This window comes from Rhizobium sp. WSM409, assembly GCF_057653825.1.
Map to the genome: position 1 here is coordinate 548,731 of NZ_JBYGKP010000002.1, position 21,939 is coordinate 570,669.

At 56.6% G+C, this 21,939-nt stretch carries 20 protein-coding genes and 3 pseudogenes; 12 read left to right on the forward strand and 11 right to left on the reverse strand.

The window, feature by feature from the left end; translation table 11 throughout:
* The first annotated feature begins 292 nt into the window (after window positions 1-292).
* The 3 genes and pseudogenes from AC25BC_RS26125 to dnaE2 all read left to right on the forward strand — a co-directional run.
* The gene (locus tag AC25BC_RS26125; RefSeq protein WP_128439778.1) at window positions 293-784 is read left to right on the forward strand and encodes a GlcG/HbpS family heme-binding protein; all 492 of its coding nucleotides are present in this window, start codon (window positions 293-295) and stop codon (window positions 782-784) included.
* A 61-nt stretch (window positions 785-845) separates the two neighbouring features.
* The gene (locus AC25BC_RS26130; RefSeq protein ID WP_128439883.1) at window positions 846-1,625 is read left to right on the forward strand and encodes a dioxygenase family protein; all 780 of its coding nucleotides are present in this window, start codon (window positions 846-848) and stop codon (window positions 1,623-1,625) included.
* Window positions 1,626-2,131: 506 nt separating this feature from the next.
* Window positions 2,132-2,484: pseudogene (gene dnaE2, locus AC25BC_RS26135) on the forward strand (error-prone DNA polymerase); the annotation flags it as partial.
* 243 nt (window positions 2,485-2,727) lie between these two features.
* Here the strand turns inward: dnaE2 and AC25BC_RS26140 are convergent.
* Window positions 2,728-2,994, reverse strand: coding sequence for a hypothetical protein (locus AC25BC_RS26140; protein WP_128439777.1), 267 nt, complete (start codon window positions 2,992-2,994; stop codon window positions 2,728-2,730).
* A 609-nt stretch (window positions 2,995-3,603) separates the two neighbouring features.
* Here AC25BC_RS26140 and AC25BC_RS26145 point away from each other — a divergent pair.
* Window positions 3,604-4,431 carry a type IV toxin-antitoxin system AbiEi family antitoxin domain-containing protein gene (locus AC25BC_RS26145; protein WP_128439776.1) on the forward strand — a complete coding sequence of 276 codons (828 nt, stop codon included), beginning with the start codon at window positions 3,604-3,606 and terminating at the stop codon, window positions 4,429-4,431.
* Window positions 4,428-5,195 (forward strand): nucleotidyl transferase AbiEii/AbiGii toxin family protein, encoded by a 768-nt coding sequence (locus AC25BC_RS26150; protein ID WP_245459878.1) that lies wholly within the window; start codon window positions 4,428-4,430, stop codon window positions 5,193-5,195. Before AC25BC_RS26145 ends, AC25BC_RS26150 begins: the two co-directional genes overlap by 4 nt.
* A 376-nt stretch (window positions 5,196-5,571) precedes the next feature.
* Here AC25BC_RS26150 and AC25BC_RS26155 read toward each other — a convergent pair whose 3' ends face one another.
* Window positions 5,572-6,273 carry a hypothetical protein gene (locus tag AC25BC_RS26155; RefSeq protein WP_128439775.1) on the reverse strand — a complete coding sequence of 234 codons (702 nt, stop codon included), beginning with the start codon at window positions 6,271-6,273 and terminating at the stop codon, window positions 5,572-5,574.
* 128 nt (window positions 6,274-6,401) lie between these two features.
* Window positions 6,402-6,524: a hypothetical protein gene (locus tag AC25BC_RS26160; RefSeq protein WP_280114186.1), complete on the reverse strand. Its 123-nt coding sequence runs from the start codon at window positions 6,522-6,524 to the stop codon at window positions 6,402-6,404.
* A 681-nt stretch (window positions 6,525-7,205) separates the two neighbouring features.
* On the opposite strand from AC25BC_RS26160, the pseudogene AC25BC_RS26165 reads away from it, so the two are divergent.
* The 3 genes and pseudogenes from AC25BC_RS26165 to AC25BC_RS26175 all read left to right on the forward strand — a co-directional run.
* Window positions 7,206-7,429 (forward strand): annotated as a pseudogene (locus AC25BC_RS26165) (IS5/IS1182 family transposase); the annotation flags it as partial.
* 912 nt (window positions 7,430-8,341) lie between these two features.
* Entirely contained in the window at window positions 8,342-9,271 is a 930-nt protein-coding gene (locus AC25BC_RS26170) for a sugar ABC transporter substrate-binding protein (protein ID WP_128439773.1), read from the forward strand.
* A gap of 160 nt (window positions 9,272-9,431) precedes the next feature.
* Window positions 9,432-9,572 carry a PLP-dependent transferase gene (locus AC25BC_RS26175; protein ID WP_487762919.1) on the forward strand — a complete coding sequence of 47 codons (141 nt, stop codon included), beginning with the start codon at window positions 9,432-9,434 and terminating at the stop codon, window positions 9,570-9,572.
* A gap of 122 nt (window positions 9,573-9,694) precedes the next feature.
* Here the strand turns inward: AC25BC_RS26175 and AC25BC_RS26180 are convergent, their stop codons facing one another.
* Window positions 9,695-9,886, reverse strand: coding sequence for a hypothetical protein (locus AC25BC_RS26180; RefSeq protein ID WP_128439772.1), 192 nt, complete (start codon window positions 9,884-9,886; stop codon window positions 9,695-9,697).
* Between the two features lie 593 nt (window positions 9,887-10,479).
* Between AC25BC_RS26180 and AC25BC_RS26185 the strand changes: the two genes are divergently transcribed.
* The 4 genes and pseudogenes from AC25BC_RS26185 (at window position 10,480) to AC25BC_RS26200 (ending at window position 13,578) form a co-directional block, all read left to right on the forward strand.
* A complete protein-coding gene (locus AC25BC_RS26185; protein ID WP_012755312.1) occupies window positions 10,480-10,737 on the forward strand; it encodes a helix-turn-helix domain-containing protein in 258 nt (85 codons plus the stop codon).
* Between the two features lie 914 nt (window positions 10,738-11,651).
* A pseudogene (locus AC25BC_RS26190) lies at window positions 11,652-12,148 on the forward strand (NAD(P)H-dependent oxidoreductase); the annotation flags it as partial.
* Window positions 12,149-12,229: 81 nt separating this feature from the next.
* Complete coding sequence (locus tag AC25BC_RS26195) at window positions 12,230-12,892, forward strand: transcriptional regulator (RefSeq protein WP_128439882.1); 663 nt, start codon at window positions 12,230-12,232, stop codon at window positions 12,890-12,892.
* Window positions 12,893-13,020: 128 nt separating this feature from the next.
* On the forward strand, window positions 13,021-13,578 hold the full coding sequence (locus AC25BC_RS26200; RefSeq protein WP_012755315.1) for a hypothetical protein: 558 nt from the start codon (window positions 13,021-13,023) through the stop codon (window positions 13,576-13,578).
* A gap of 348 nt (window positions 13,579-13,926) precedes the next feature.
* Here the strand turns inward: AC25BC_RS26200 and fdxB are convergent, their stop codons facing one another.
* The 7 genes from fdxB to AC25BC_RS26235 form a co-directional block, all read right to left on the reverse strand.
* On the reverse strand, window positions 13,927-14,220 hold the full coding sequence (gene fdxB, locus AC25BC_RS26205; RefSeq protein ID WP_012755316.1) for a ferredoxin III, nif-specific: 294 nt from the start codon (window positions 14,218-14,220) through the stop codon (window positions 13,927-13,929).
* A 661-nt stretch (window positions 14,221-14,881) separates the two neighbouring features.
* Window positions 14,882-15,985 carry a nodulation protein NodX gene (gene nodX, locus AC25BC_RS26210; protein WP_128439771.1) on the reverse strand — a complete coding sequence of 368 codons (1,104 nt, stop codon included), beginning with the start codon at window positions 15,983-15,985 and terminating at the stop codon, window positions 14,882-14,884.
* A gap of 284 nt (window positions 15,986-16,269) precedes the next feature.
* Complete coding sequence (locus tag AC25BC_RS26215; protein WP_012755321.1) at window positions 16,270-16,761, reverse strand: MaoC family dehydratase; 492 nt, start codon at window positions 16,759-16,761, stop codon at window positions 16,270-16,272.
* Window positions 16,762-16,840: 79 nt separating this feature from the next.
* On the reverse strand, window positions 16,841-18,667 hold the full coding sequence (glmS, locus tag AC25BC_RS26220; protein WP_128439881.1) for a glutamine--fructose-6-phosphate transaminase (isomerizing): 1,827 nt from the start codon (window positions 18,665-18,667) through the stop codon (window positions 16,841-16,843).
* A 430-nt stretch (window positions 18,668-19,097) separates the two neighbouring features.
* Entirely contained in the window at window positions 19,098-19,649 is a 552-nt protein-coding gene (locus AC25BC_RS26225; RefSeq protein WP_012755323.1) for a sugar O-acetyltransferase, read from the reverse strand.
* A 488-nt stretch (window positions 19,650-20,137) separates the two neighbouring features.
* The gene (locus AC25BC_RS26230) at window positions 20,138-21,346 is read right to left on the reverse strand and encodes a beta-ketoacyl-[acyl-carrier-protein] synthase family protein (protein ID WP_017996990.1); all 1,209 of its coding nucleotides are present in this window, start codon (window positions 21,344-21,346) and stop codon (window positions 20,138-20,140) included.
* A complete protein-coding gene (locus AC25BC_RS26235; protein WP_012755326.1) occupies window positions 21,346-21,624 on the reverse strand; it encodes a phosphopantetheine-binding protein in 279 nt (92 codons plus the stop codon). Before AC25BC_RS26235 ends, AC25BC_RS26230 begins: the two co-directional genes overlap by 1 nt.
* Window positions 21,625-21,939 lie beyond the last annotated feature (315 nt).

The following is a 21,939-nucleotide window of genomic DNA, read 5'->3' on the forward strand; positions in this document are numbered from 1 at the left end:
AAGGAATGAGAACATGGTCGCCACCATCCGCATCACCTCTTCGACCCTCTTTGCGGCTGGTGCTATGGCGCCTCTGGAGGGAGTGAAAGTCGCGCCGCCGGGCCGGACATCGCGCCGACCGGACTATTTTCCCGGGTCGGTGAGACCGCCGTCTCGTGCCCGGCGCAGCGCTTTTGACAACCCCTAAGCTCTGGCCGTCAGATTGACCGGCCCCGAGCCAGCCCGCCGCCCAGGCAGTCAAGCAGTGCCTGGGCTTTGTCGAACTCTGCTTCAAACAGGAGATGGAAACAACATGACGGTAAAATGCTTCAAGCTCGCAACCCAAAGCCTGGCGGTTCTGCTGTCCGGCATGGCCACACCTGGTTTTGCCGAAAATGCGCTATATGGCGCTCCCGTCACCGTGGAACAGGCGAGGCAGGCAGCGCAAGCCGCTGCAACCGAGATGCGACACCGCAACCTCGCCATGACCATTGCCGTCGTGGATTCAGGCAGCAATCTTGTCTATCTGGAACGCGCCAACCAGGCCGGCATCGGCACCGTCGAAGCAGCGATCGGCAAAGCCAGGACCGCGAACGGGACCAAGAGTCCCACCAAAGGCGTTGAAGATGCCATCCTGAACGGGAACCGCATCAACCTTCTTGGGGTGCCAGGCATCCTTCCTATTGAGGGCGGTGTCCCACTGATCGTCGACAACCGGATCATCGGCGCGATAGGCGCCAGTGGTGGACCGTCGACGGATGATGGCGCAGTTGCGAACGCGGGCGCAAAAGCTCTGCTCCCCTGATTGGCAATCTCGCCAATCAAGCGATCCACTCTCCATGCACGACACAGGAAAGGAGCACGCCATGAAACGCAGAACTGTCATCGCCAAAGGAGGCGCGCTGCTTTCCGTCGCCGCGCTAGGCACGGTCCCATTTGTGCGCCGGGCAACAGCACAATCGACCCAAGGTCCTACCTATGACTGGCCAATTTCGAATCTTCGCTCCGGCGGAACGGCCGGCTTGCCAGCACAGTTGCCAACGCCGACGTTTCGCACCGAACCGCAATGCATCGTGACCCTCAACAAGATACTCGGCCCCTGTCACACCAACGACGTTCCGGTCCGGCACGACATAACAGAGGGCATCGCTGGATTGCCGATGCAGATCAGCCTGCGGCTCGTTGAGGCCACGAGCTGCAATCCGATCAAGGACGCAGATGTCGAAATCTGGCATGCGGACATTCGTGGCGTCTATTCGGGACGCGCCGCTGCCATGTGCAATCCCGGCGATGGACCAGCACAGAATGCCGGCTTTCTTCGGGGACGGCAGATCACCGATGCCGATGGCGTCGCGAATTTTCTCACTATCTATCCCGGTTGGTATGGGGGACGCACACCGCATGTCCACTTGCGTATCCTGGCGAACGGTCGCGAGCTGCTGATCACACAATTGATCTACGACGATGCGCTTAACGACCTGATCTATGGTCGCCATCCGGACTACGCCGGAAGACCACCGCGCGACACGATGAACGATGGGGACATGGCGTTCGCTGCCGCCGAAGTGGAGCGGTTCATCTTCGATGTCGAGAAGCTCGACATCGGTATTCTCCAGGCCAGCTACACGGTCGGGCTCGCGACCTGACCGCCACGCGGCGAAGGCGGATAGCCTGAAACCCATCCGACTGGACCGACCAACAGGAGGTCGTCATATTTACGAGGAGAAGCATCAAGAAATCGACCTTTGCCGCCGGCGCCGCGTTTGCCGACCAGCGGTTTGATGCGGGCACGCCAGACGGAATCTGGGGATCGAAATCTTCGCCGCACTCAAGGGGTTTCAGCGGGCCCATGGGCTCACGCCTTCCGGCGTCGTGACCCAGGATTCGCTGAAGTCGCTGTTTCCGAGTTCGAATGCTGATGCGCAGCCCGCCGCGCTGCCGGTGGATCTGGTTGCGGTACCTATTGTATCTTCTGTCGATCCAAAGCCTGAGGTCCTTTCTTCCGAGCCGGTGAGCCTTTCGCCGCAAGTGTCGCCGCCGGCTTCCGCCATCCCCATCGCAAACCGAAGCGGGAGCAATAGCGGAGACAGTTCCGGTTACCTCGTCTTCGTATTCCTCATTATGGTGGCCTTCCTTTTCTTCCGGAGAAAATCGAAGCATCGTCGCCTGCGGAGAAGCCATGTCGGCTCGAGATGGCCGTTGGTTGATGACAGCTGGTCTTGTTGTGGTCTGTCAAATGCCCGGATCGGCAAAAGGCGTGATGTTTCTGACGTTCGAGGATGAGACAGGTCCGGCGAACGTCGCCTGGCCGAAGCTCTTCGAGCGACGCCGGCGTGTTGTACTTGTATCGAGCATGATGGCTATCAATGGCCGAATCCAACGGGAAGGGGAGGTCGTGCACATCATAGCCAACAGCTCTTCGATCTGTCAGGCGACCTATCCACCTTGGGGGATCGTGATGGGGAGTTCAAACTGCCGACGGGTCGCGGTGACGAGGCTTGTCATACCGCCAGATCCCACGTTTAATCGATGCCCGGTTACCGTGACGATACCGCACCTCGACCTCTGCTACGAAATTGGCGATGGCCGCGGCTTCTATAAGCTGGAGGGTGTTCGGCGGCGGGACGATTGTGTCGCCGAAGTCTAAGCCGACGCACTTCACGTCCGAGGACATCGGGCCACAATCAAGCAGCTGCGCCCACAAAGTACGTTCAGGGATTATAACGCTGCTACCTTTGGTGAAGTCGCTTAGGAAATTTCAATTTCGTCGATCGGCTGCGGTCCGGGATCGGAGGGCAACTTGGCGCCCCTGGCAAGCGCACGCCGCTTGAGTTCGGAAGCTTGTTCTCGCAGGAACCCAAGATACCGTTCCCGGACCTCTTGCATTTCAATTTCGCCGGCGATCCATTGTTCGATCCATACGAGGAAACGGGGATCCTCCTCCGTCGGCAATCCCGCGCGACGGAGACGATCAAAGGCTTTTTGCGCGGCAAGGCGTCGTTGTTCGCTCGTCATAACCTTTGCTAATATCCGATTCGGCAAAAGAAAACGTGACCGACGTCTCTGGCGAACCGTCAGCGAAAATCCGCCTACGCCGAACACATTCTGATATGCATTGCACCCTTTCCATGAAGACCTCGTCTGTTGGTCGAAAAGAGCTGGGATCATTGCGAAGTCAATTCGATCGCCGCCAAAATGAAAACCAGGTATTCCACTTTAGGTAGATCACCAAAACGGCCGCCGGTGTCGTCCGTTCAGTATCGGAGCTTGATAGAACCCGGGCCTGCTACCATAACTAATATCTCCGATTCAGAACACGCTCAGGCTTTTTGGATCACGATTTCCCTGCGGGCATGTCGCAGACTTCCAGAGCTACCGCAGGTCGCATCGCCGCGTGTCTTCTAAGCAAAACGCGTCGCGCGTCCGTGAAGACGTAGCGTCGCCCTCCGCTTTGGCGAGCAGTCCTTCGGGCGCGCAAAGCGAAGGTCCGCGCAACGGCTGGATTTGCAAGCTGTAGAGAAAAAATATGTTGGAAAATCCGCATTTACCGCGGATATTTAAACATGAATTACCGGAGAAGACAAAGCGTGTTGCAATGTCTGCACATAGAGCGGATAAATGGACATGATTTACGATAAACGGGCCGTGCTTTCCGCCTATACATCAAACTTGCTCTCCCAGGGGAGGGTGGTTTTTGATGGCCGAGAGGCGATCGAAGCGCTGGGCATCAATCGTGGCGCGTTCCTGGACTCAGCCGAGCGTTTGCAGCGTCGAAAACTACTCCTCAACCCGCGCCACGACTTCTATATCGTGGTCCCTCCACAATTCATGTCATTGGGCGCTCCGCCACCAACCTGGTACATTGACGCGCTGATGCGCCATGAGGGGAATTCCTATTACGTCGGTCTGCTTAAGGCTGCCGAACTGCACGGTGCCACGCATCAGGCCGTGATGGAGTTTCAAGTCGTGGCGGCCAAACGGCTCCCCAAGATCGAGGCCGGTCGCAACCGCTTCGTCTTCTACTACCGAAAGGATATGGAGACCGTCGCCGCGGGCGTTGTTGACAAGAAAACCGAGACGGGTTCGATGAGAGTGTCGTCACCAGCTCTCACAGCGCTCGACATTCTGCGGTATTCTCGTGGCGCCGGCGGTCTTGATAACATCTTCACTGTCCTCAGGGATATCGCGCCGCAGATTGATTTCGAAAGCCTGACCAACCTGTCGCGCGTCACCGAACGGCCGGTCGTGCAGCGCCTCGGCTACCTTCTCGACAGGCTGGGTCACGGCCCACGCCTGGCGTCGATGCGTACCGCCTTGGAAGACCGCGGCAACCTGCCCTGGACGGAGCTGGACCGCAAAGAAGCCGGCGATCCCGACTTTTCTACTGAAGTGCTCGAGCGCGACCCGCGTTGGCGGGTCATCGTCCGCCGCTATCCGGAGGCCGATGAATGATACCAGCTCAGAATTTTGTCGCGTGGGGCAATGTCGCGCCTTGGGCCGATCAACGTCAGATCGAACAGGATCTGATTATCAGCCGGGCGGTGGTCGCGATATTCACCGACCCCTTCTTGCGCGAAGCCTTGAGGTTTCGCGGCGGCACAGCCCTCAACAAACTGCACTTCCCGGCTCCGCTGCGCCACTCGGAAGACATTGATCTCATGCGCACAGAGGTCGGGCCGGTCGGTCCGGTCCTGGACGCCTTGCGTGTCGTTCTCGAGCCGTGGCTTGGACACGGTCAGTACGAGTCAAGTCCGGTCGCACCGAAGTTGAAATTCCGGATTGAGGCCGAGGACGGCGGCGGCGTCCCCATCCGCCTCAAGGTCGAAACCAACATCAGCGAGATCGAAGCGTATGATCCGCCGATCGACTTGCCGTTTGGCGTGGCCAATCCATGGTTCACCGGGAATGCGTCCGGCCCGACATTCTCCCGTGAGGAAATGTTGGCCACCAAGTTGCGCGCGCTGCTGCAGCGGGAGAAGGGTCGCGGTCTCTATGACCTGGCGCATGGCCTGGAGACGTTTGAGGGCCTGAATGTGGAGAAAGTGGCTGATTATTTTGGCCGCTACGTCGCACTTTCGGGCCAGATCATCACGCGGGCACAGGCTGAGCAACGGATGTTCGCGAAGCTTGCCCGGCCGCGCTTTCTGGCCGACATGCAGCCATTGCTTCCGACACAGCAGGCCGAAGCGCTGACCGACCAAACGACCCTCCAGTAATTTACTAGCGTTTTTGCGGCATTCATCGAACGCTTGCCCGGTGACACGTGGTTACGCACCGCTGAAATGCGCAGGCGCTTCGGCGTGGTGTAGAGATATGAATTGGAACGATGGCGGCTAGGTGGCCCGGGATGAGCGACGGAACGAGAGAAGAGGAGCCGCCGACGCACTATTCTCGCCACTATCAAGCGACAATCTGCCACGGCTTGGGATCCGGGTTACACTTAGCCTATCGTCGTGGTCGCCGCGCTCAACGAATCCACAAGGGCAATCGCCCGACCGACACTCTTCCGCATGACAGACGCCTCTGTCGCATGCAGTGGCTGTCGATTTTTTATTCCGAGCAGTTCAGCAAGTTTACCGAAATACCGAAGCGCTATTGAGAAGGAACTGGAAAGTCTAATACTTTGTCCGTGTAGCGTTCGACCAAGGCGCTAAACGGCGTGCCGTCTCGAAGTTTCAGTACGGCACGATGTTCGAGCAGGAACGGCGGCAGGCTAAGGGAACTTGTTTCATGAGCTGTTAAGCCGTCCATGTCCCAGCCTTCGGATAGAGGGGACCAGAGCAACGTGGCAGACAGGTTTGTGCGAGTGAAATTAAGAGCCTGAACGGCTCTCCCAAACGCGATATCGCTGGTCTTCAAAGCCTGATTCATCTCTGCAGTTAATTTTGCGGGTACATACCAATTGTCGGCTTCCGACAAGACGCGGTCGCCGCAGACCAGGCGGACGCGGCGATAAGCGATCAGCTCACCGGGTCCGACGGTCAGAAGTTCACGGATGTGCTCATCGGCCGGCTTGTCTTGCCCGCCCACACGCTGAGCTACAATCTTAGAACCTTCCGGTGCGAGCTTGTGCGCGGCGCACCAGCGATCAAGGGTCAACGTAGCACTGGCGTTACTCAGGAGATTGGCATTCAAGGTCTGAAGGACCGCAAGCGCTTCCACTCGAGATGTCGGCGAGTTCAGCCACTGAGACCCTATAGACGGTTCTTTCGCAATTGCGATCTGGGTGCCCAGCACAATGGCAGTCGCTGCAAGTGCGGCGATGCGAAAGCGTTTCGAAGAACAAAATGACACGGAGAACGAATCCTTTCTGCAGTAAATTTGACTTCTGCGCGTCAAATTTCCTTGATTTTGGCAGGCGCGCGCGGTGTCAGCGTATTTGATGCCAGCAGCAAGATTTGAACTGCGCCTTGCGGTACCGTTTAACGGTCGGGTTCCCGATAGACTTTCTTACCAACTTCCGATGTCCTGCCGTGCTGGTTCACACCTGTTGAAGCCTGTGTGCGCGAGCCGTCCTTTGCTTGCGTCGCATCAAGGTCGTCCATGATATCCTCCATCCGCTCGCCGACCTGTTGTTGGAATTTGCAGCCGTTGGCGACTGAGCCGGCGCTTCCATCCTGGAATATGGAAACCCGATAGACGTGGATTTCAAATGAGGAACATGGCGGCCGTTCCGAAACCTCCTCATCAAATATCGTAACTCTCGCTTAACGGTTTAGCGCCTTTGTCGCCCCTCCCTCATTGCGGAATGTTCATATAGCTGGAGCGGACAAAATAGCTCGCAACCGACAGCAAAATCGAGGAGCAATTGTTGGAAAAAGGCTTTCTTTGTCGACGCAGAGCCCTCCTTCCGGTCGAGTGACAATTGTAGACCAGGCAGCGACACGCCGTCGATGGTTGCCAACCGCAGATGCGAGTAGCCAAGACGCTTCTCTGATTTCTTTTGGTGACCCATGTCGTCGTGCTCCTTGTGCAAGCCTCCCGACGATGACGTCGCCGGCAAGATTTCAGCATTCATGAAAAAATAGCTTGCCTGTTACACTATCGTAACTCCTCACAACAGGACACTTGATGAAAACGACAAACAACGCAACAGGTGTGGCGGGTATATTTTAAAGTATATCGTCTCAAGATTGGCCGGTGGTACGTTAACCTGCCGGAAGCCGTGAGTTATAGAATAAATTATTGTATATATTACTATATATATCGCACTCCATGTCTTTGGCGGTCGCATGAAATGGCAGCTCTCTAACGGCTACGGCAAACGCTCGCTGATCGAAAAGGCAATCGGGCGATAAAAGTCCATCATCGGGCGGCGATTCGGGGCAGTCGCGGCCTGGTCGGGAGACTGAAGGCGTCATCGGCTGCCGTTCTCAATCGCATGCTTGACTATGCACGCCCAAAATCCCTCCGCCGCAAGGCACCGCGGCATGATCAGCCGTTTCAATGATCCCCCATCAGTTCAATTCCAGATCCGTGCACCAACGCCCGGGACGGCTTGAATGCGGTCGTCGCCGATCGCCTTCGTAGAGTTTGCTGTCTCAATGCATCACTTCTTTTCGGAGCTTAAAGCGGCCGTGGAGAGGAACGCGCGGAACTCAACCGTCGTTCAAGAAGTCCGAAGCTGACGCTGAAAGAGTCGTCGTGGCAGGTGCACGGCCATCATTTTTACGCCTTGTGTAATTGTACAATCTATCGCCAGCGATTGGACGTGGTCATGAAAATTGCATCGACAAATGGAGATGACAATGCCAATGACATATCCAGAGAGGTCTGCGCCGGAGCCAGGAGCTCTGCGAGAGTGTAGACTTGCCGCCTCGACCGGCCCAATTCAGCGAATGCCCGCTCCATTGCGGCACCGCCGCTCGTGAATCTCTCCTGCCATCGCATTCGATATTCCAGAAAATCGCGGGACTGATGGGGTTCTCTCATTCACGGCGACGATTCTTTCAGGAATGAGAGACTTCACAAACAACGATGAATGGACCTCAAAACGAAATAGATAGAAGCTTGCCAAACTTCGTCACGTTGACTCGCGATCACGCGAAACTGACGGAGAGATTGGACAATATGGCATGTGTCGGGTTTGCATCATTGTGGTGTCCTCGAAGAAAGACCCACGACATTGGCGCTGTTGGAGACTGGGCACTTAAGTCATCAAATCAGGCACCAAAGAATTTGGGATTCGCGCGAGTCTATGTAGCGGCGAAGGAGAGGCTAGTCGTCAGCATCGAGATTGTCTTGATATCTTATGGAGATGTTCGGCCTTTTTCTGGCGGCCCTGGTAATTGTTTTCGGCCAGCGTGCTGAAAACCCGGCGTGAGGAGGGTGCAGCCGGGCACCGCTTTGTGGAGGAAGTAAAATGAAAAAGTTTATCCTGGGCACTGCGATGGCGCTCGTCATGTCGACGGTGGCTCACGCGGAAACTGTCGGCGTCTCGATGGCGAAATTCGACGACAATTTCCTGACGGTTCTGCGCAACGGCATGACCGATTATGCAAAGACACTGAGCGGTGTGACGCTGCAGGTCGAAGACGCACAGAACGACGTTTCCAAGCAGCAGAGCCAGATCCAGAATTTCATCGCCTCCAAGGTCGATGCAATCATCGTCAACCCTGTCGACACCGATGCGACCACGGCAATGTCGAAGCTCGCGGCCGATGCCGGCATCCCGCTGGTTTACGTCAACCGTCAGCCGGTCAACGTCGACACGCTGCCGGACAAGCAGGCCTTCGTCGCTTCCAACGAGCTGGAATCCGGCACGCTGGAAACCAAGGAAGTCTGCCGCATTCTCGGCGGCAAGGGCAAGGCCGTCGTCATCATGGGCGAGCTCTCCAACCAGGCTGCGCGCATGCGGACCCAGGACGTCCATGACGTCATCAAGACGGATGAATGCAAGGGCCTGGAGATCGTCGAAGAGCAGACGGCCAACTGGGATCGTACCCAGGGTGCCGACCTGATGACCAACTGGCTCTCCAGCGGCATTGAGTTCGACGCCGTCATCTCCAACAACGACGAAATGGCGATCGGCGCCATCCAGGCGCTGAAGGCGGCCGGCAAGGACATGAGCAAGGTCGTCGTCGGCGGTGTCGACGCCACGCAGGACGCGCTTGCCGCCATGCAGGCGGGCGATCTCGACGTCACGGTGTTCCAGGATGCCGCCGGTCAGGGCAAGGGCTCGCTCGATGCAGCGCTCAAGCTCGCCAAGGGCGAGAAGATCGACAAGAAGGTCTACATTCCCTTCCAGCTCGTGACGCCTGCCAACGTCAAGGACTTCGTCACCAAGAACTGAGGGCGAACGCCACATAGGATGCGGGCTTTGCGCGCATCCTATGTTCGGGCGCTCGAAGTTCCACAATCCTCAAAGATGAAGGACCCTTGAGCTCAGGCTGCTTGAGGATAGCGCTGTAAGCCTGGGTGACACCGACAGTCTCATCTATCATCCAGCCAGCATATCCCGGGCGCGCCAGTCGATCAGGAAAGACGCACACTTGGTCGAAGGGGTCGGGGAAGACCTCCTCCGTCTCTCTGTCGGCCTTGAGGATGTTGGCGATCTGATCGGCGATCTGCGTCAGGCCCTTCAGGTCCTATGACGGAACTATAGCATCGCCATTCAAATATCTCAGCGAACAAAACGAACGCGCCTGCAATATCTCCAGCGCCGGCACAAGGTCAGTATCGTTGGTGACGAGCACCACCTGGTCGACGTCGCCGCTTAGGCGTCGTCGTAGAGGTCAAGCGCCAGATTCACATCCGACGGCTTTTCCTCGAGCTTCCAGACCTGGATCTTGTAGCAGTCGCGCGGCCAGCGCCTCGGATCGTCTGCGGGAACGATGGGCTGGTTGGCCTTGGAGAGCGAATAATGGCCCATCACGAAAGAGAGCCGACCGCCGCGATGCGTCGTCAAGGCATAGTGATCTGGGCCTGCGACGATACGGAATCCTCACCCTTCGCCGCACTTTCGATGATCTTTGTGGTGAGATATTTGATCGCGCAGTCCGGATGGAGCGTCATCATTGCAGGCGTGGCGTCCGGCGTTGGCCGGTAAAGGATCGACGGCAGAATTTGTGTTCGAACAAGGTGAGAACGTCCCATTTAAAGGCGGTCTTGCGCAAGCAACCATAGTAGAGATTGTAGCCGCCGATATAGACGCGTGTTCGAACGCTGGCACTCCTTGCCCCTAAGACATAAAAAAACCGGCTTGCGCCGGCTTTTTCCCCCAACCGCCCGGAGCGCATGTCTCTCAGGATGCTGGGTTAGTTGTTAGCTCTCAATTGGGTGGCCCTCTCGTCAACTTGCTAGCGGACGCCAATGGCGATCGCAGGGAAGGGACGCAAGGGTCGTCCACTCCTTCACCACCTAGGACCTGTACTCCATCGCACAAACTGCTAGAAAGAGCGCCCGCGGAAATTGGAGAAATCGTCCGCTACCGGAGGCGGACGGTAGCGGTGGAACTAGAAACCCGTTTGTTTTCCGGCCGCCAGAAGGAACCTCAAAGAAATGAATTTGGCCTCGAAGATTGCGAAATCCCCTGTTTTCCCATCCATTGGTGCACTGCTTGCAGAGGCTCGTCAGGCTCGCGGCTATTCTTTGGACGACCTCGCAGAAACCACTGGTCTGACTGTGGCCGAGGTGACAGCTCTTGAGAGCGACGAGGATTTTGACGCGTCAAGGATCCGAAGGACCGCAGCCGCTCTAGGTGTTTTAGACAAGATTAGAAGCACGCGTCGCGCTGAAGTCGTTACGCAACTGCGATAAGGGGTGCCTGCAGTAGCTCGCCGGGGTACGGCCGCTCTTAATGGGAAACCCTTGAACGCTCCTATAGCTTATAGGCCATCCAAGCTTCAGACTCAGCCGGGTTGGACGCTTCCGCCTACTCGGGTGGCGCGAATAAATTGGCTAGCGCCTGAAGTCATTCGTCCCACTCTTGCTCTGAAGAGACGCGTGCGCGCCAGCTTGCCGACCGCAATTGTGGAAACCAGCCACGCGATCATCGCAGCACGGTGATCAATGAGCGATCTAACCGAAATTATTTTTCCACCAATCGCAACACTGGCGGCGCGCCATATGTGCTGAACGTCTTGAGGTCGACTTGAACCATCGGGCCACGCCGCGTGTGCATGGTGAGGGTGCTGATATCGACGTCAATGCCGGATTTGTGTACGTCGCGGATTGCGTCATTCATTTGTTGAAGCGCTGTACGGAGTCTTTCCTCAGCATGCTTCTGTCTCGTGAAGTAAGGTGTCATGGTTGACCTGATTGTTTGCTGCTTGTGTCGCTTATGCGTTTATTCGGGATAGCGCTACATATAGATAGGCATTTCGGGCATACCATCGAGCATGCTCCTCTTTAGTCTAGGAATGGTGGCCGGTCGCCAAGTAACTGCTATGGCATTTCGGCCTTTTTGACTTTCGGATTATTCCGTCCAAAGGGCGGGAGGCGGGACGAAAATATGCCTCCCGATCATTGGGAGAGCTCCGTTATCGCTCCAGCACCAGCGCATCCCATTCGGCATTAACAGTTCTTCGCTCTCGACATGGCCTTAAGCTTGTTGCGCCACATAGAACGCATGCCGAAGTTTTTATTCGTCCAGTTGGCGCCATTTCAGATTCCACGATTGAAAGAAATATTGGCATCATGTCGTTATGATAAGTGCAGTAAAGCTGGGTCTGGACGGGCGCACCATAGAACTGGTTGACGCTGCCCCCATTCTCTTCAAGGCGCTTCGATCCGATCACCTGGATGCGGAGGGGCGAGCGGTCATCGACGCGGTCGAGGCGGCTGATGTGCTGGTTGCGGATCGCCGGTCTACCGGGCGTCGTATACAGGCGCCCTCAAGCATCTTTTCGATCTTGTCGACCACCGCGCGCTTACCGGAAAGCGCGTCATTCTCGCTGCCACAGGCGGCACTCCGTTGCACGGTTTGATGACTGAACATCAGCTGCGCCCGCTGTTCGGTTTCTTCAACGCCCTGACGCTGCCGACGTCGATCTACGCCACCGAAACCGATTTTGCGGATTATGAGATCACCAGTGCAGTGGTTCGCGAGCGCATCGAGCGGGCCGTTTCAGAACTACATTCGGTGAATGACGTCCTGTTGCATCTCAAGGTTCAGCGTCTCGATGATGAGTGCGTTGGGGTGAGCGTTGCCAAGGGGCTAGTCCGGTGACGCGGGAGTCGGTATTTGCAAACGTAAGCAGCATTGGCTAAAACTCGCCGAGACATCATCGCAGATACAAGGCTTCTCATAGTGAAAAAAGTGCAGCGCAGCTTTGCCATCGAGTACAAATCAGGTGGGCGAAAACTCAATTCCAGGCCGAACTCCATCTGGGGAAACATGGATCTAAAATCCGTTGCTCAAGATCTGGAGGACGAGGCAATGCCGTTTATGTCATCAACTCCTCAGGCAATAAGCAGCGAGATGCTTGTATCTGGAGAAGAACAGGCCCGGCCGTTATTGACAGTGCCGATTGAGCACGAGACAAATGCATCGGCTTTACAGGAGACCACAATGGCCGACGAAAACGCTGAGATGATCAATGCTGACACGCCGGCCGCCACGGCGCCCGATGTGCCGAAAAAAATCCGCAAACCTCGCGCCAAGAAGGTGGTGCCTGAAACCGCCTCAGCCGCCGTTTCTCTGGAACCGGCTGCGGCTTCGAATGCTACCCCCGGCAAGCAGAAGAGAGGACGCAAAGCAAAGTCTGACGAAGGTGCGACAAGCGCCAGACGTGCGCCTGTCAATCGTGCTCCGAGGGCGGTGCAGGCAGCGGCTGCATCGGCGGTGGCTGCAGTTGATGAGATCGCGGATCTTCTGCAACTCGAAGAGGAAAACCAGAGACTGCGAAAGCTGCTGGCGGAAAAGCTCCGCGCTGAAAATGCCGATCTGCGAAAGCGCCTCAACCTCGGTTGATCGGCAGCAGACGGTCAAGCGCTGGCCGCATTCTCATGCTTATTGAAGTGGATTTTGGCGGCGGTTCGTTCTGCCTCCAGCGTTTCGCTCGCTGTTTGCATGCGCAGTAGAATCCGAGGTCGACTACAATGGCGTCTCCATGGAAACTTCTTGCCCGGCTGGTGTCCCCGAAACGGAAGCAGAGGCAAGAATACGGCTCGACCGATGAAGTGAAGCCTGACGTCATGGCCATCGCTCAGCCGATTGAACCAGCAGCCAAAAACGAGCTTGGCGCCACAGACCGTCCAGCGGACGAAAGGCCACTCCTTGACAGTCGTTCCACGGCGGCGTCAGTCGACCCGGATCATGCCGACAAAGCGGGCAGCACTGTTGACGATCACGCAGATATCGAAGCCGCAAAGTCGGCGGAAGCGGCTGATCCGGCTTTGCCCGATGTGGCCAATACAGCCGCGCGTGCCGCACCGAAGATCTTTCGAGTTGGCGGGGGTCAAACGCTAAAGCGCAGCATGCGGCGCACGAAAGTGGAAGAGATCGCGGTTGTTCTTGCACCGTCTCGAGGCGCCGCCGCTTCTGACGATGCAATCAATCTCGATGAAGAAATCCGGCTTCTCCGGGATCAGCTGGCGCGCAAGCTTCAGATACAGAATACACAATTAAAGAGGATGCTGCAGCGGTTTGAGCGCTGAAGCGTCCAGTCACGGACAGCCCGCTCCGGTTCCGTCACCAGCCTCGGGGGCGGTCGCACGCGCGCCTGAAATCAGCCGGGATGCCAATCGGCTGCTGTGTTACAGGAGGATTGAACAATGTCAGGCTCTCCATTGACGCGAGTAACGGTTGCGTGTGTATCTCCGTTCGCCGTTGGTACCCTGCCGAAAGCTGTGAACAGATCGCGGTTCCTCAGCAACTCGGAGGGAACCTGATCTGGAATGGAATAGCTTCGCGCTGTGTCTTCTCCGCCTGCAACCCCTCACTGCCCGCTAGGCGCTTTCAAAACGCGAGCGAACGGGTGCCAAAACACAAGCTGTTTAGGTTCTTCAGTCGGATGACGTGATATGGCTCTGACAGTTCTTGGGGCAGACGCGGGCGCATGCGCCGCAGCCGATACAACGGCCCGGATGATCGACAATCATCAGCAAACGCTCCACCTCATCGTCTGCGCCATCCCCGGCGTCTACAATATCGCCGGAGTCGGTGATGCCGCCAAGGTGCATGACGTCACGCGAGCAGACTTTGAAACAGCGGCCGCAGCCAATGCAGCTTGCGTTTATCCGGCTCAAATATTCGGGTAACCACCTAGACCCGTCGCGGCTTACGAATGAAACCACCATCGTGTTCTCCGATGCAGTGAGTTCTGCTCCGGCAACGCCGGATATGGCGTTGCTCTTGAGAGTCGTTTCGGAAACGTTGGGATCGACGGTGCGACATGGATGCTTTTCCTGTAAACAGGTCTCATTGAGCGTTGCCATGGTACCTCCTTCAGCCGTTTGAGCTTTTTCTGAACTGATGCTCCAGCGACAAGAGCTGTCGTCCTTGCGTGAGAAGAATTCTCAATCGTCGTGCCAAGTCGCCCAAAAATGGCTGCGAAGTCCAACACGCTGCTATTTCATCTACTTAGACGCCAAAAAATAAGAGACTAAAAAAGAAACCAAGTGGCTGACGCCGCGGGATGTCGTGACAATTTTGTATACTGTGTCTTATGGATGTCGTTGCGTACACAATCTGCCTCGTTGAGGGCGGAACAAAAAACACGTCCAAGACGACCACCAGCCTCTTGAGTGGCCTCCTTATATTGGTCGGCCCTCACGGAGGGGCCAATATTCCCTTATGGCCAACTCAGCGGGAATAGGCCCGACCCGGAAATAGGTACGAAGGAACAGCCGAATGACAGTCAAAAACCCATTCACATGGACGAACGACGATTTTCCCGATCTGGGCGCGTCCAATGTAGCAGCTTCGATTGAGTTCCGATCTTTTACAGGAGCTTTCCGTTTAAGCGACCGAAAGCCTTCTGGCGACTAACGATGTGCGAAGCTTCATGGCCGGCTTTTCAATCAGCGCCCATGATAGAGCGGCTAATGCCACGGTCCCGACCGGCTCGACGATCCAAAGCCACCAGTGGCCGACCCATCCGATGCCGATCAGCGTGTGCATGACGAGCATATGGTAGAGGTAGATCCCGTAAGACAGATCCTGCCCGCGCAAAAGGTTAGGGCGCGGAATTGAGTACGCTGCTGACAGGACTAGACCGGCAAGAATAGCGATTCGGAATGCATCGACAGGCGCCGCATTGTTGATAGAGATGAATGCAGCGGACGTCCCTGCTACCCACCACGTGATTGCGAGATGAGTTGCCAGCCACCACAAGAGCTTCCCCTCAAAGATCCTGCTTACGCGATGCCAGTAAAGCCGAGCAAGGACTCCCATCGAAAAAATCCAGAAAGTCGGGCCCACTGTCACCGATAGGAACGGATTGTACCTATCAGTTATGTTGAAGTGCTGCGCCATGACCCAAGACCCGAGAGCGGCGACGGCAACGACTAGCGCCCCTGCTCGTTTCCACTGCCGCCAAAATTCCAGCAGCGTTGGCAGGGTGAGGTAGAATGTCAGTTCCACCGTCAGCGTCCACAGCACCCCACTTGGGTCCGAGACGCCGTAAAAGCCGCTCATCGTGTAGGGCTCGTAGGTGAAGTAGACGGCCCAGATTCGTGCAGCGGTCAGGATGTATACCGTGAAGTAAGACAGATACTGCAAGGTGCCAGTGACATTTAATCCCCCAGTTACCAGCAGGGCAAATTCCATCAGGGCGATGTTGACGAACAGTGCAGGAAAGATCCGGAGCGACCGCTTAACAAAAAAAGAGGCCGCAGAAGATGAGCGAATATAAGAATCTGTTACTAGAAAGCCGCTTATTACAAAGAAGATCGCAACACCCGGTGTCGAAAACAACAGATTGAAGGCCGCTGTGCCGTTCAAAGGATCGCCCAGGTGAAGCCAATTCCACGCGTGGCTGAACATCACTTGGCAGGCGGCAAAGAGCCTTAACAGGTCAAAGTTGTTCCGGTGGCCGGATGAGTGTTCATTGGATGGTCCCATGATGTCATTAGCCGGCAGATGCCGCGCAACCTTTCGGCGTTGTATTGAGAACAGAGCTCAGGTGTGGCGGTGGACGGCTTAATCGTCTGCAGCCAAGACGGTGTAATTGCCGCTTCTGGAGGACCAGATGGCCTGTCGTCGAGGGAGAGAGCCGTTTGCGCCGTGGTGACTGATTTCGCCCCAATGCCGCCTGCGGATAAAAACCCGAGCGGCATTGGCATCCCCCGTCAGATCGTTTGCCCTCGTTGGTCAACAACATCAATGGGTAGTACCTATAGCTTGGATCAACTATGAGACGTCTTTGGCCGATCTTTTGGATCAAACTGAACAATCGTGATCCAATTGGCAGTGAGTGCGGGCCGGTTCTCGTTTTCGATCTCGACAGTCACCTCGTAGGTCGTCACCAGCATGCTTGAGCCCCGAAAACGGCAGTCAGACAATACGAAGCGGCCGCGTACGCGGCTGCCAGTCTTAACGGGCGACATGAAGCGCACGTTGTCGAAGCCGTAGTTGAGGCCCATTGACTGCTCGCGAATTTTTGGCATTCCGCTGAAATTCATCACCGACAACAGTGAGAGTGTCAGGAAACCATGAGCGATCGTTCCGCCGAACGGGCTTTCCGCCGCAGCGCGTTCGGGGTTCACATGAATGAACTGATGGTCATGCGTTGCATCCGCGAAGAGATCGACTGTTGATTGATCGATCATGATCCACTCGGATCTTCCAACTTCCTGGCCAACTCGCCCAGACACATCCGCGAGCGAAATTTCATTCATACGACCTCACTTATTCTAAATTTCAATGGAAAGGTTTCGGTATTTGCCCGAAATCGTGCTAGCTCCAGGAGCTACGCAATTATTCGACAGTGACCGATTTTGCGAGATTGCGCGGCTGGTCGACATCGGTTCCTTTGGTGACCGCCACGTAGTAGGCAAGCAGCTGTAGAGGTAGAGAAAAGATGATGGGAGCGATTATTTCCTCGACATCCGGCAGCACGAGTGTGTGAATGGTATCGAGCTTCGAACGCGCAGCTCCGCTCTCATCGGTGAGAAAAATGACGCGGCCGCCGCGTGCGGCGACCTCCTGCATGTTGGAGACGGTCTTGTCGAAGAATCGATCATGTGGCGCGATAATGATGACGGGCATGTTCTTATCGACAAGCGCGATCGGGCCGTGCTTCAGTTCGCCGGCGGCATAGCCTTCAGCGTGGATATAAGAAATTTCCTTGAGCTTTAGCGCGCCTTCCATCGCCAAAGGGAAACTGGTGCCGCGGCCAAGAAAGAGCGCGTGAGTGTATCCCGAAAGTTCCTTCGACAGGAGTTCGATCTTTGGCCGAACGTTCCGCAGCACCCGCCTCATGATGCGCGGCATTTCAATCAAGCTCATGACCAGTTGCCGCTCCTCGTCCTCGGTGATAGTACCGCGCGCCTTGCCTGCACTGATCGCCAGAGCAGCAAGAACTGCGAGCTGACAAGTGAACGCCTTGGTCGAGGCGACCCCGATTTCAGGACCTGCAAGGATCGGGAAGATGACATCGGCTTCTCGGGCAATGGTCGACTCGCTTATATTGACGACGGCGCCGACCTTCAGCCCGTGTGCCTTGCAATATCGCATTGATGCTAGCGTGTCGGCGGTTTCACCGGACTGCGAGATGAAAAGTGCCGCCGCATGTGGCGACAGGGGGAGATCGCGATAGCGGAACTCTGAAGCGACATCGATTTCCACTGAAAGGCGTGCGTAGCGTTCGAACCAGTACTTGCCGATCAGGCCTGCCAAATAGGCAGTGCCGCATGCGGAGATCACAAGGCTACTCACGTTTGCGAAATCCACTTCCGTTGATACTTGGACCGCCCGGTGGCTGGCAATATCGATGTAGCGGGCAAGAGCTCCGGCTATGACCTCGGGCTGTTCGTAGATCTCCTTCTCCATGAAGTGGTCATAGTCACCCTTGCTCACTCGGTCGGCTGAAGCCATCGAGGTGTGTCGAGCGCGTGTGACGACCTTGCCCTCACTGTCGAAGATCCTGAAGTCTGTTTTCTCGATCACGGCCCAGTCGCCGTCGACCAGGTAGGTAACTTCGTTGGTCAAGGGAGCAAGCGTGATAGGGTCGGAGCCTAGAAACATTTCCCCGTCGCCATGACCAATCACCAGCGGAGGTCCATTGCGCGCCGCCATGATAGTGGATGGGTCATCTTGGAAAATTATTGCAAGGCTGAAGGCCCCCTTCAGACGCTTCAGCATCGCATGCATAGCCTCTTGGCTACTCATACCCTCGCGACAGGATTTTGCGAGGAGATGCGCGACGACCTCGCTATCGGTGCTCGTCTCGAAATCCGCACCAGTCGCCTCCAGTTCGGCCTTCAGCTCCGCGAAGTTTTCGATGATACCATTGTGAACAACAGCAATACCGTCGACAATATGGGGGTGAGCGTTTCGTTCTGTCGGCGCCCCATGAGTAGCCCAGCGGGTGTGGCCGATGCCAATGATCCCGTCTAGGGGCTGTTGCTTCAGCCTCATTTCGAGATTGACGAGCTTGCCCTGCGCACGGCAGCGCTCCAAATTGCCCTCAGAGATCGTGGCAACGCCAGCGGAGTCATATCCGCGGTACTCCAGACGCTTTAGCGCGTCGAGCAGTCGCTGCGACACCGGGTGCCGCCCGACGATGCCCACAATCCCACACATTGATTTGTCTCCGTTCGGTGTGCCAAAGGACGCAGGTACGATGCTTTCCATCGTGACCCATTTGAGGACCTTCTAATCTCATTCTCAGAGATATTTAAAATCGATTGTTGTGATCGCTGTCATCCAAACCATGGATGCGATGCCCGTAAGGCCGTTAGGCAATTTGTATTCGCGGGAATATCACGAGTCCTCACACCAACCCTTCATTGGTGGTGAGACCTGCGTCTTCTCAGCCGACCAGCTTTCACCGGTCCGGCGAGACGTGCAACGGCCACACCCTGTGCATTCGTCGGGACACTTTTAGGTTGCCGCGTTGACGTTAATACCAGAAATCTACCGAACCCCAGCCGCGCATCGACTTGGTGACAAATGTGAGCCCGACTGTGGGGTTGACATGCAGAGCCTGGGAAATGGCGTCCTCAGGCTTGCGTCAGCGCTTCAACCGAGCCGGATTTCCCATGGCCTTTTCCCCTGCGGGTATATCGCGGGTGACTACGCTTCCGGCGCCGATGACGGCGTTGTCGCCGATCGTCACCCCTGGGAGGATAATTGCTCCACCACCAATCCAGACGTCTTTACCAATCCGGACAGGCCGACCGAGCTGCAGACCAGCCTGCCGCTGCTCGGGATCATGCGGATGGTCGGCGGTGTAAATCTGCACAGCGGGTCCGATTGCTGTCCCAGCACCGATCGTCACTTCTGCTACGTCAAGGATTACGCAGTTGAAATTGATGTAAACGTAGGCACCAAGCCTGATGTTGAAGCCGTAGTCGCAATGAAATGACGGACGGATGACGGCTCCAGTTCCGACCTCTCCTAGTCGCTCCAGAAGAAGTGCGTTCCAATGCTCGGCCGTACTTCCCAGAGTATCATTGTATCTCTTCAGCCAAGCTCCTGTGGCCAACAGGTCCGTCTGAATCTCCTCGTCCGCCGGGTTGTACATGTCGCCCGCCAGCATCTTTTCTTTTTGAGTGCGTGTCATTGTCTGTTCTCAGTTCGCGTTCATCGATGAAGTTGTTAGTCCTCTGACGCCCGGCTTGAACGAGTTTCAGATAGCTCCTCTTCTCGACGCTCTACATCGCATGGCGCAGAAGAGAAGTCCCGGCGGGAAAACGCTCGACTACGCAGCGTTTGCGTGGTCCAGAGGCTCGTTCGACAGCAGTGGATTGAAAGTGGCAGTGACTAGCCCGGCCGGCAAGCGGAATCGATAGCAAGTGGAGTTGAAGAGCCGCTCCGAGTGCCAAACCCGGAGCGGGCGCTCTTTCCAGCCGGTTGCTTCAATGATCATAACTACGGAACGCAACCATATTTTCCTCACCCCGCCTTGCGAGCAATCCCCAGCGAGCGGTTGTGGGCTAACCGTTGGTGCGAATTGACCCACATTAGTAACGGCACGCCAGTTAGCTTCTCTCCAGCGGCACCACCCTCGCGGTTGCACCTGGAACCATTCCGGCCACACCGTCCGCCTCTTCACACTTGTCTGAATGCCAGGACGGCGTTGGTGCCTCCCATGGCGAACGCATTGCTCATCGCCACACGCACCTTGCGCTCACGAGGGACATTGGGCGTGACGTCGAGATCGCACTGGGGGTCAGGCTCACGATAGTTGGCGGTGGGCGGTATGACACCTTCTTGGATCGCCATGACGCAGGCAATCATTTCAAGTGCGCTGGCGGCACCCAGGCAATGGGCGTGCATGGACTTGGTGGAGGAGACGGACATCTGAAAAGCGTGGTCTCCGAAGACGCGCTTGATCGCGGCCGTCTCCATCTCGTCATTCGCAACGGTGCCGGTCCCGTGCGCGTTGAGGTAGTCTACATCGTCCGGGTTCAGCTCGGCATCGGCGAGGCAGCTGCGCATTGCGGCCTCGGGTCCCTCGATGGACGGCATGACGATGTCGTAGGCATCGCCGGAGAGTCCTATTCCGGCAACCTCGGCAAGCATAGTCGCACCGCGGGCAGCGGCGTGCTCGTAGCTTTCCAGGACAGCCATTCCGGCACCCTCGCCAAGGACAACACCTTTTCTGTCGGCGGAGAACGGGCGACAGGTATCAGGGGCAAGCACGCGCAGTGCTTCCCATGATTTCAGGACTCCCCAAGTGAGCGGCGCATCGCTTCCCCCGGCAAGCATGACGTCTGCACGGCCCAGCCTGATCTGATCTACCGCGGAAGCGATGGCATGATTCCCCGCCGCGCAGGCGGAGGTGACGCCGAAGACGGGGCCGCGCAGGCCGAGATAAATGCTGACCTGACCGGCAGCCGCGCTTGGCATTCCCTTCGGTGCTGTGAAAATGCGCGCGCGGGTCACTCCGTCTAGAAGGATACTGCGGTAGGTTTCTTCAATCGTTCCCCAGCCAGGCCCGCCGACGCCCATCGCGGCGCCGTAGCGGTGGGCATTCTGTTCATTGGAGGAAAGCCCGGCCTGTCGCATGGCTTCGGTTGCAGCAATCACTGCGAGCAGGCTGAAGCGGTCCATAGAGACAAGCTGTTTGCGCGGGATGTCGTGTGTTGGAATCGCCTTGATCTCGGCACCGACCGTGCCTTCCATATCATAAAGATCAGTCGTGATGATCGGGCTGATTGCAGAGCGGCCGTCGCGCATTTCCTTCCAAATTGATGAAGCGTTCGTTCCTAATCCGCATATTCCGCCTATCCCCGTGATTACGACGCGCCTGTCCATCACGCCTCCTTCGCGATCAAACCGCGAACGGCTTCGACGACATCGCCGATATTTTTCAGATTAGACCAAGCATCGGCCGTGTTCATCTCGATCCTGATACCGTAGGCCTGCTCCAGGTCCCAGAGCACATCGGCCAAAGCCAGTGAATCGATGCCAAGGGAGGTCAATTCGCTATCAGCGGTGATTTCTCCGATTGCTACAGGAATCCTCCCGCCATTTTCTGATTGGGCGAGATTTTTGATTGCAGCAATAATTTCTACTGTGAGCTGATCGGCCATCGTGTTCCTTTCCATCATTCCAGCGAGTCCTGAACGCGGCGCACAGCCGGGCAGAGCAAGGCTTGAGCGCGTTCGATGCTCCTGCGGGAGGGGTTGGCCCCCGTCTGGTCTGTGCTATGGAGCATGCTGAAGGATCGGTAAAATTGATTGATTGGATCGGAAGCATCCGCAGTATGGATAATGCAATGAGCCACGCGCATCATTCGCTTCTGCCGTTGTTCATGTGGCGCTCAGATGAAGCGCGAGATCCAGGACGAGGAGAGGTTGGCGTGGGGTCGCGACTTTCAACATAGCACAAACGCTGATGGAGCCGAG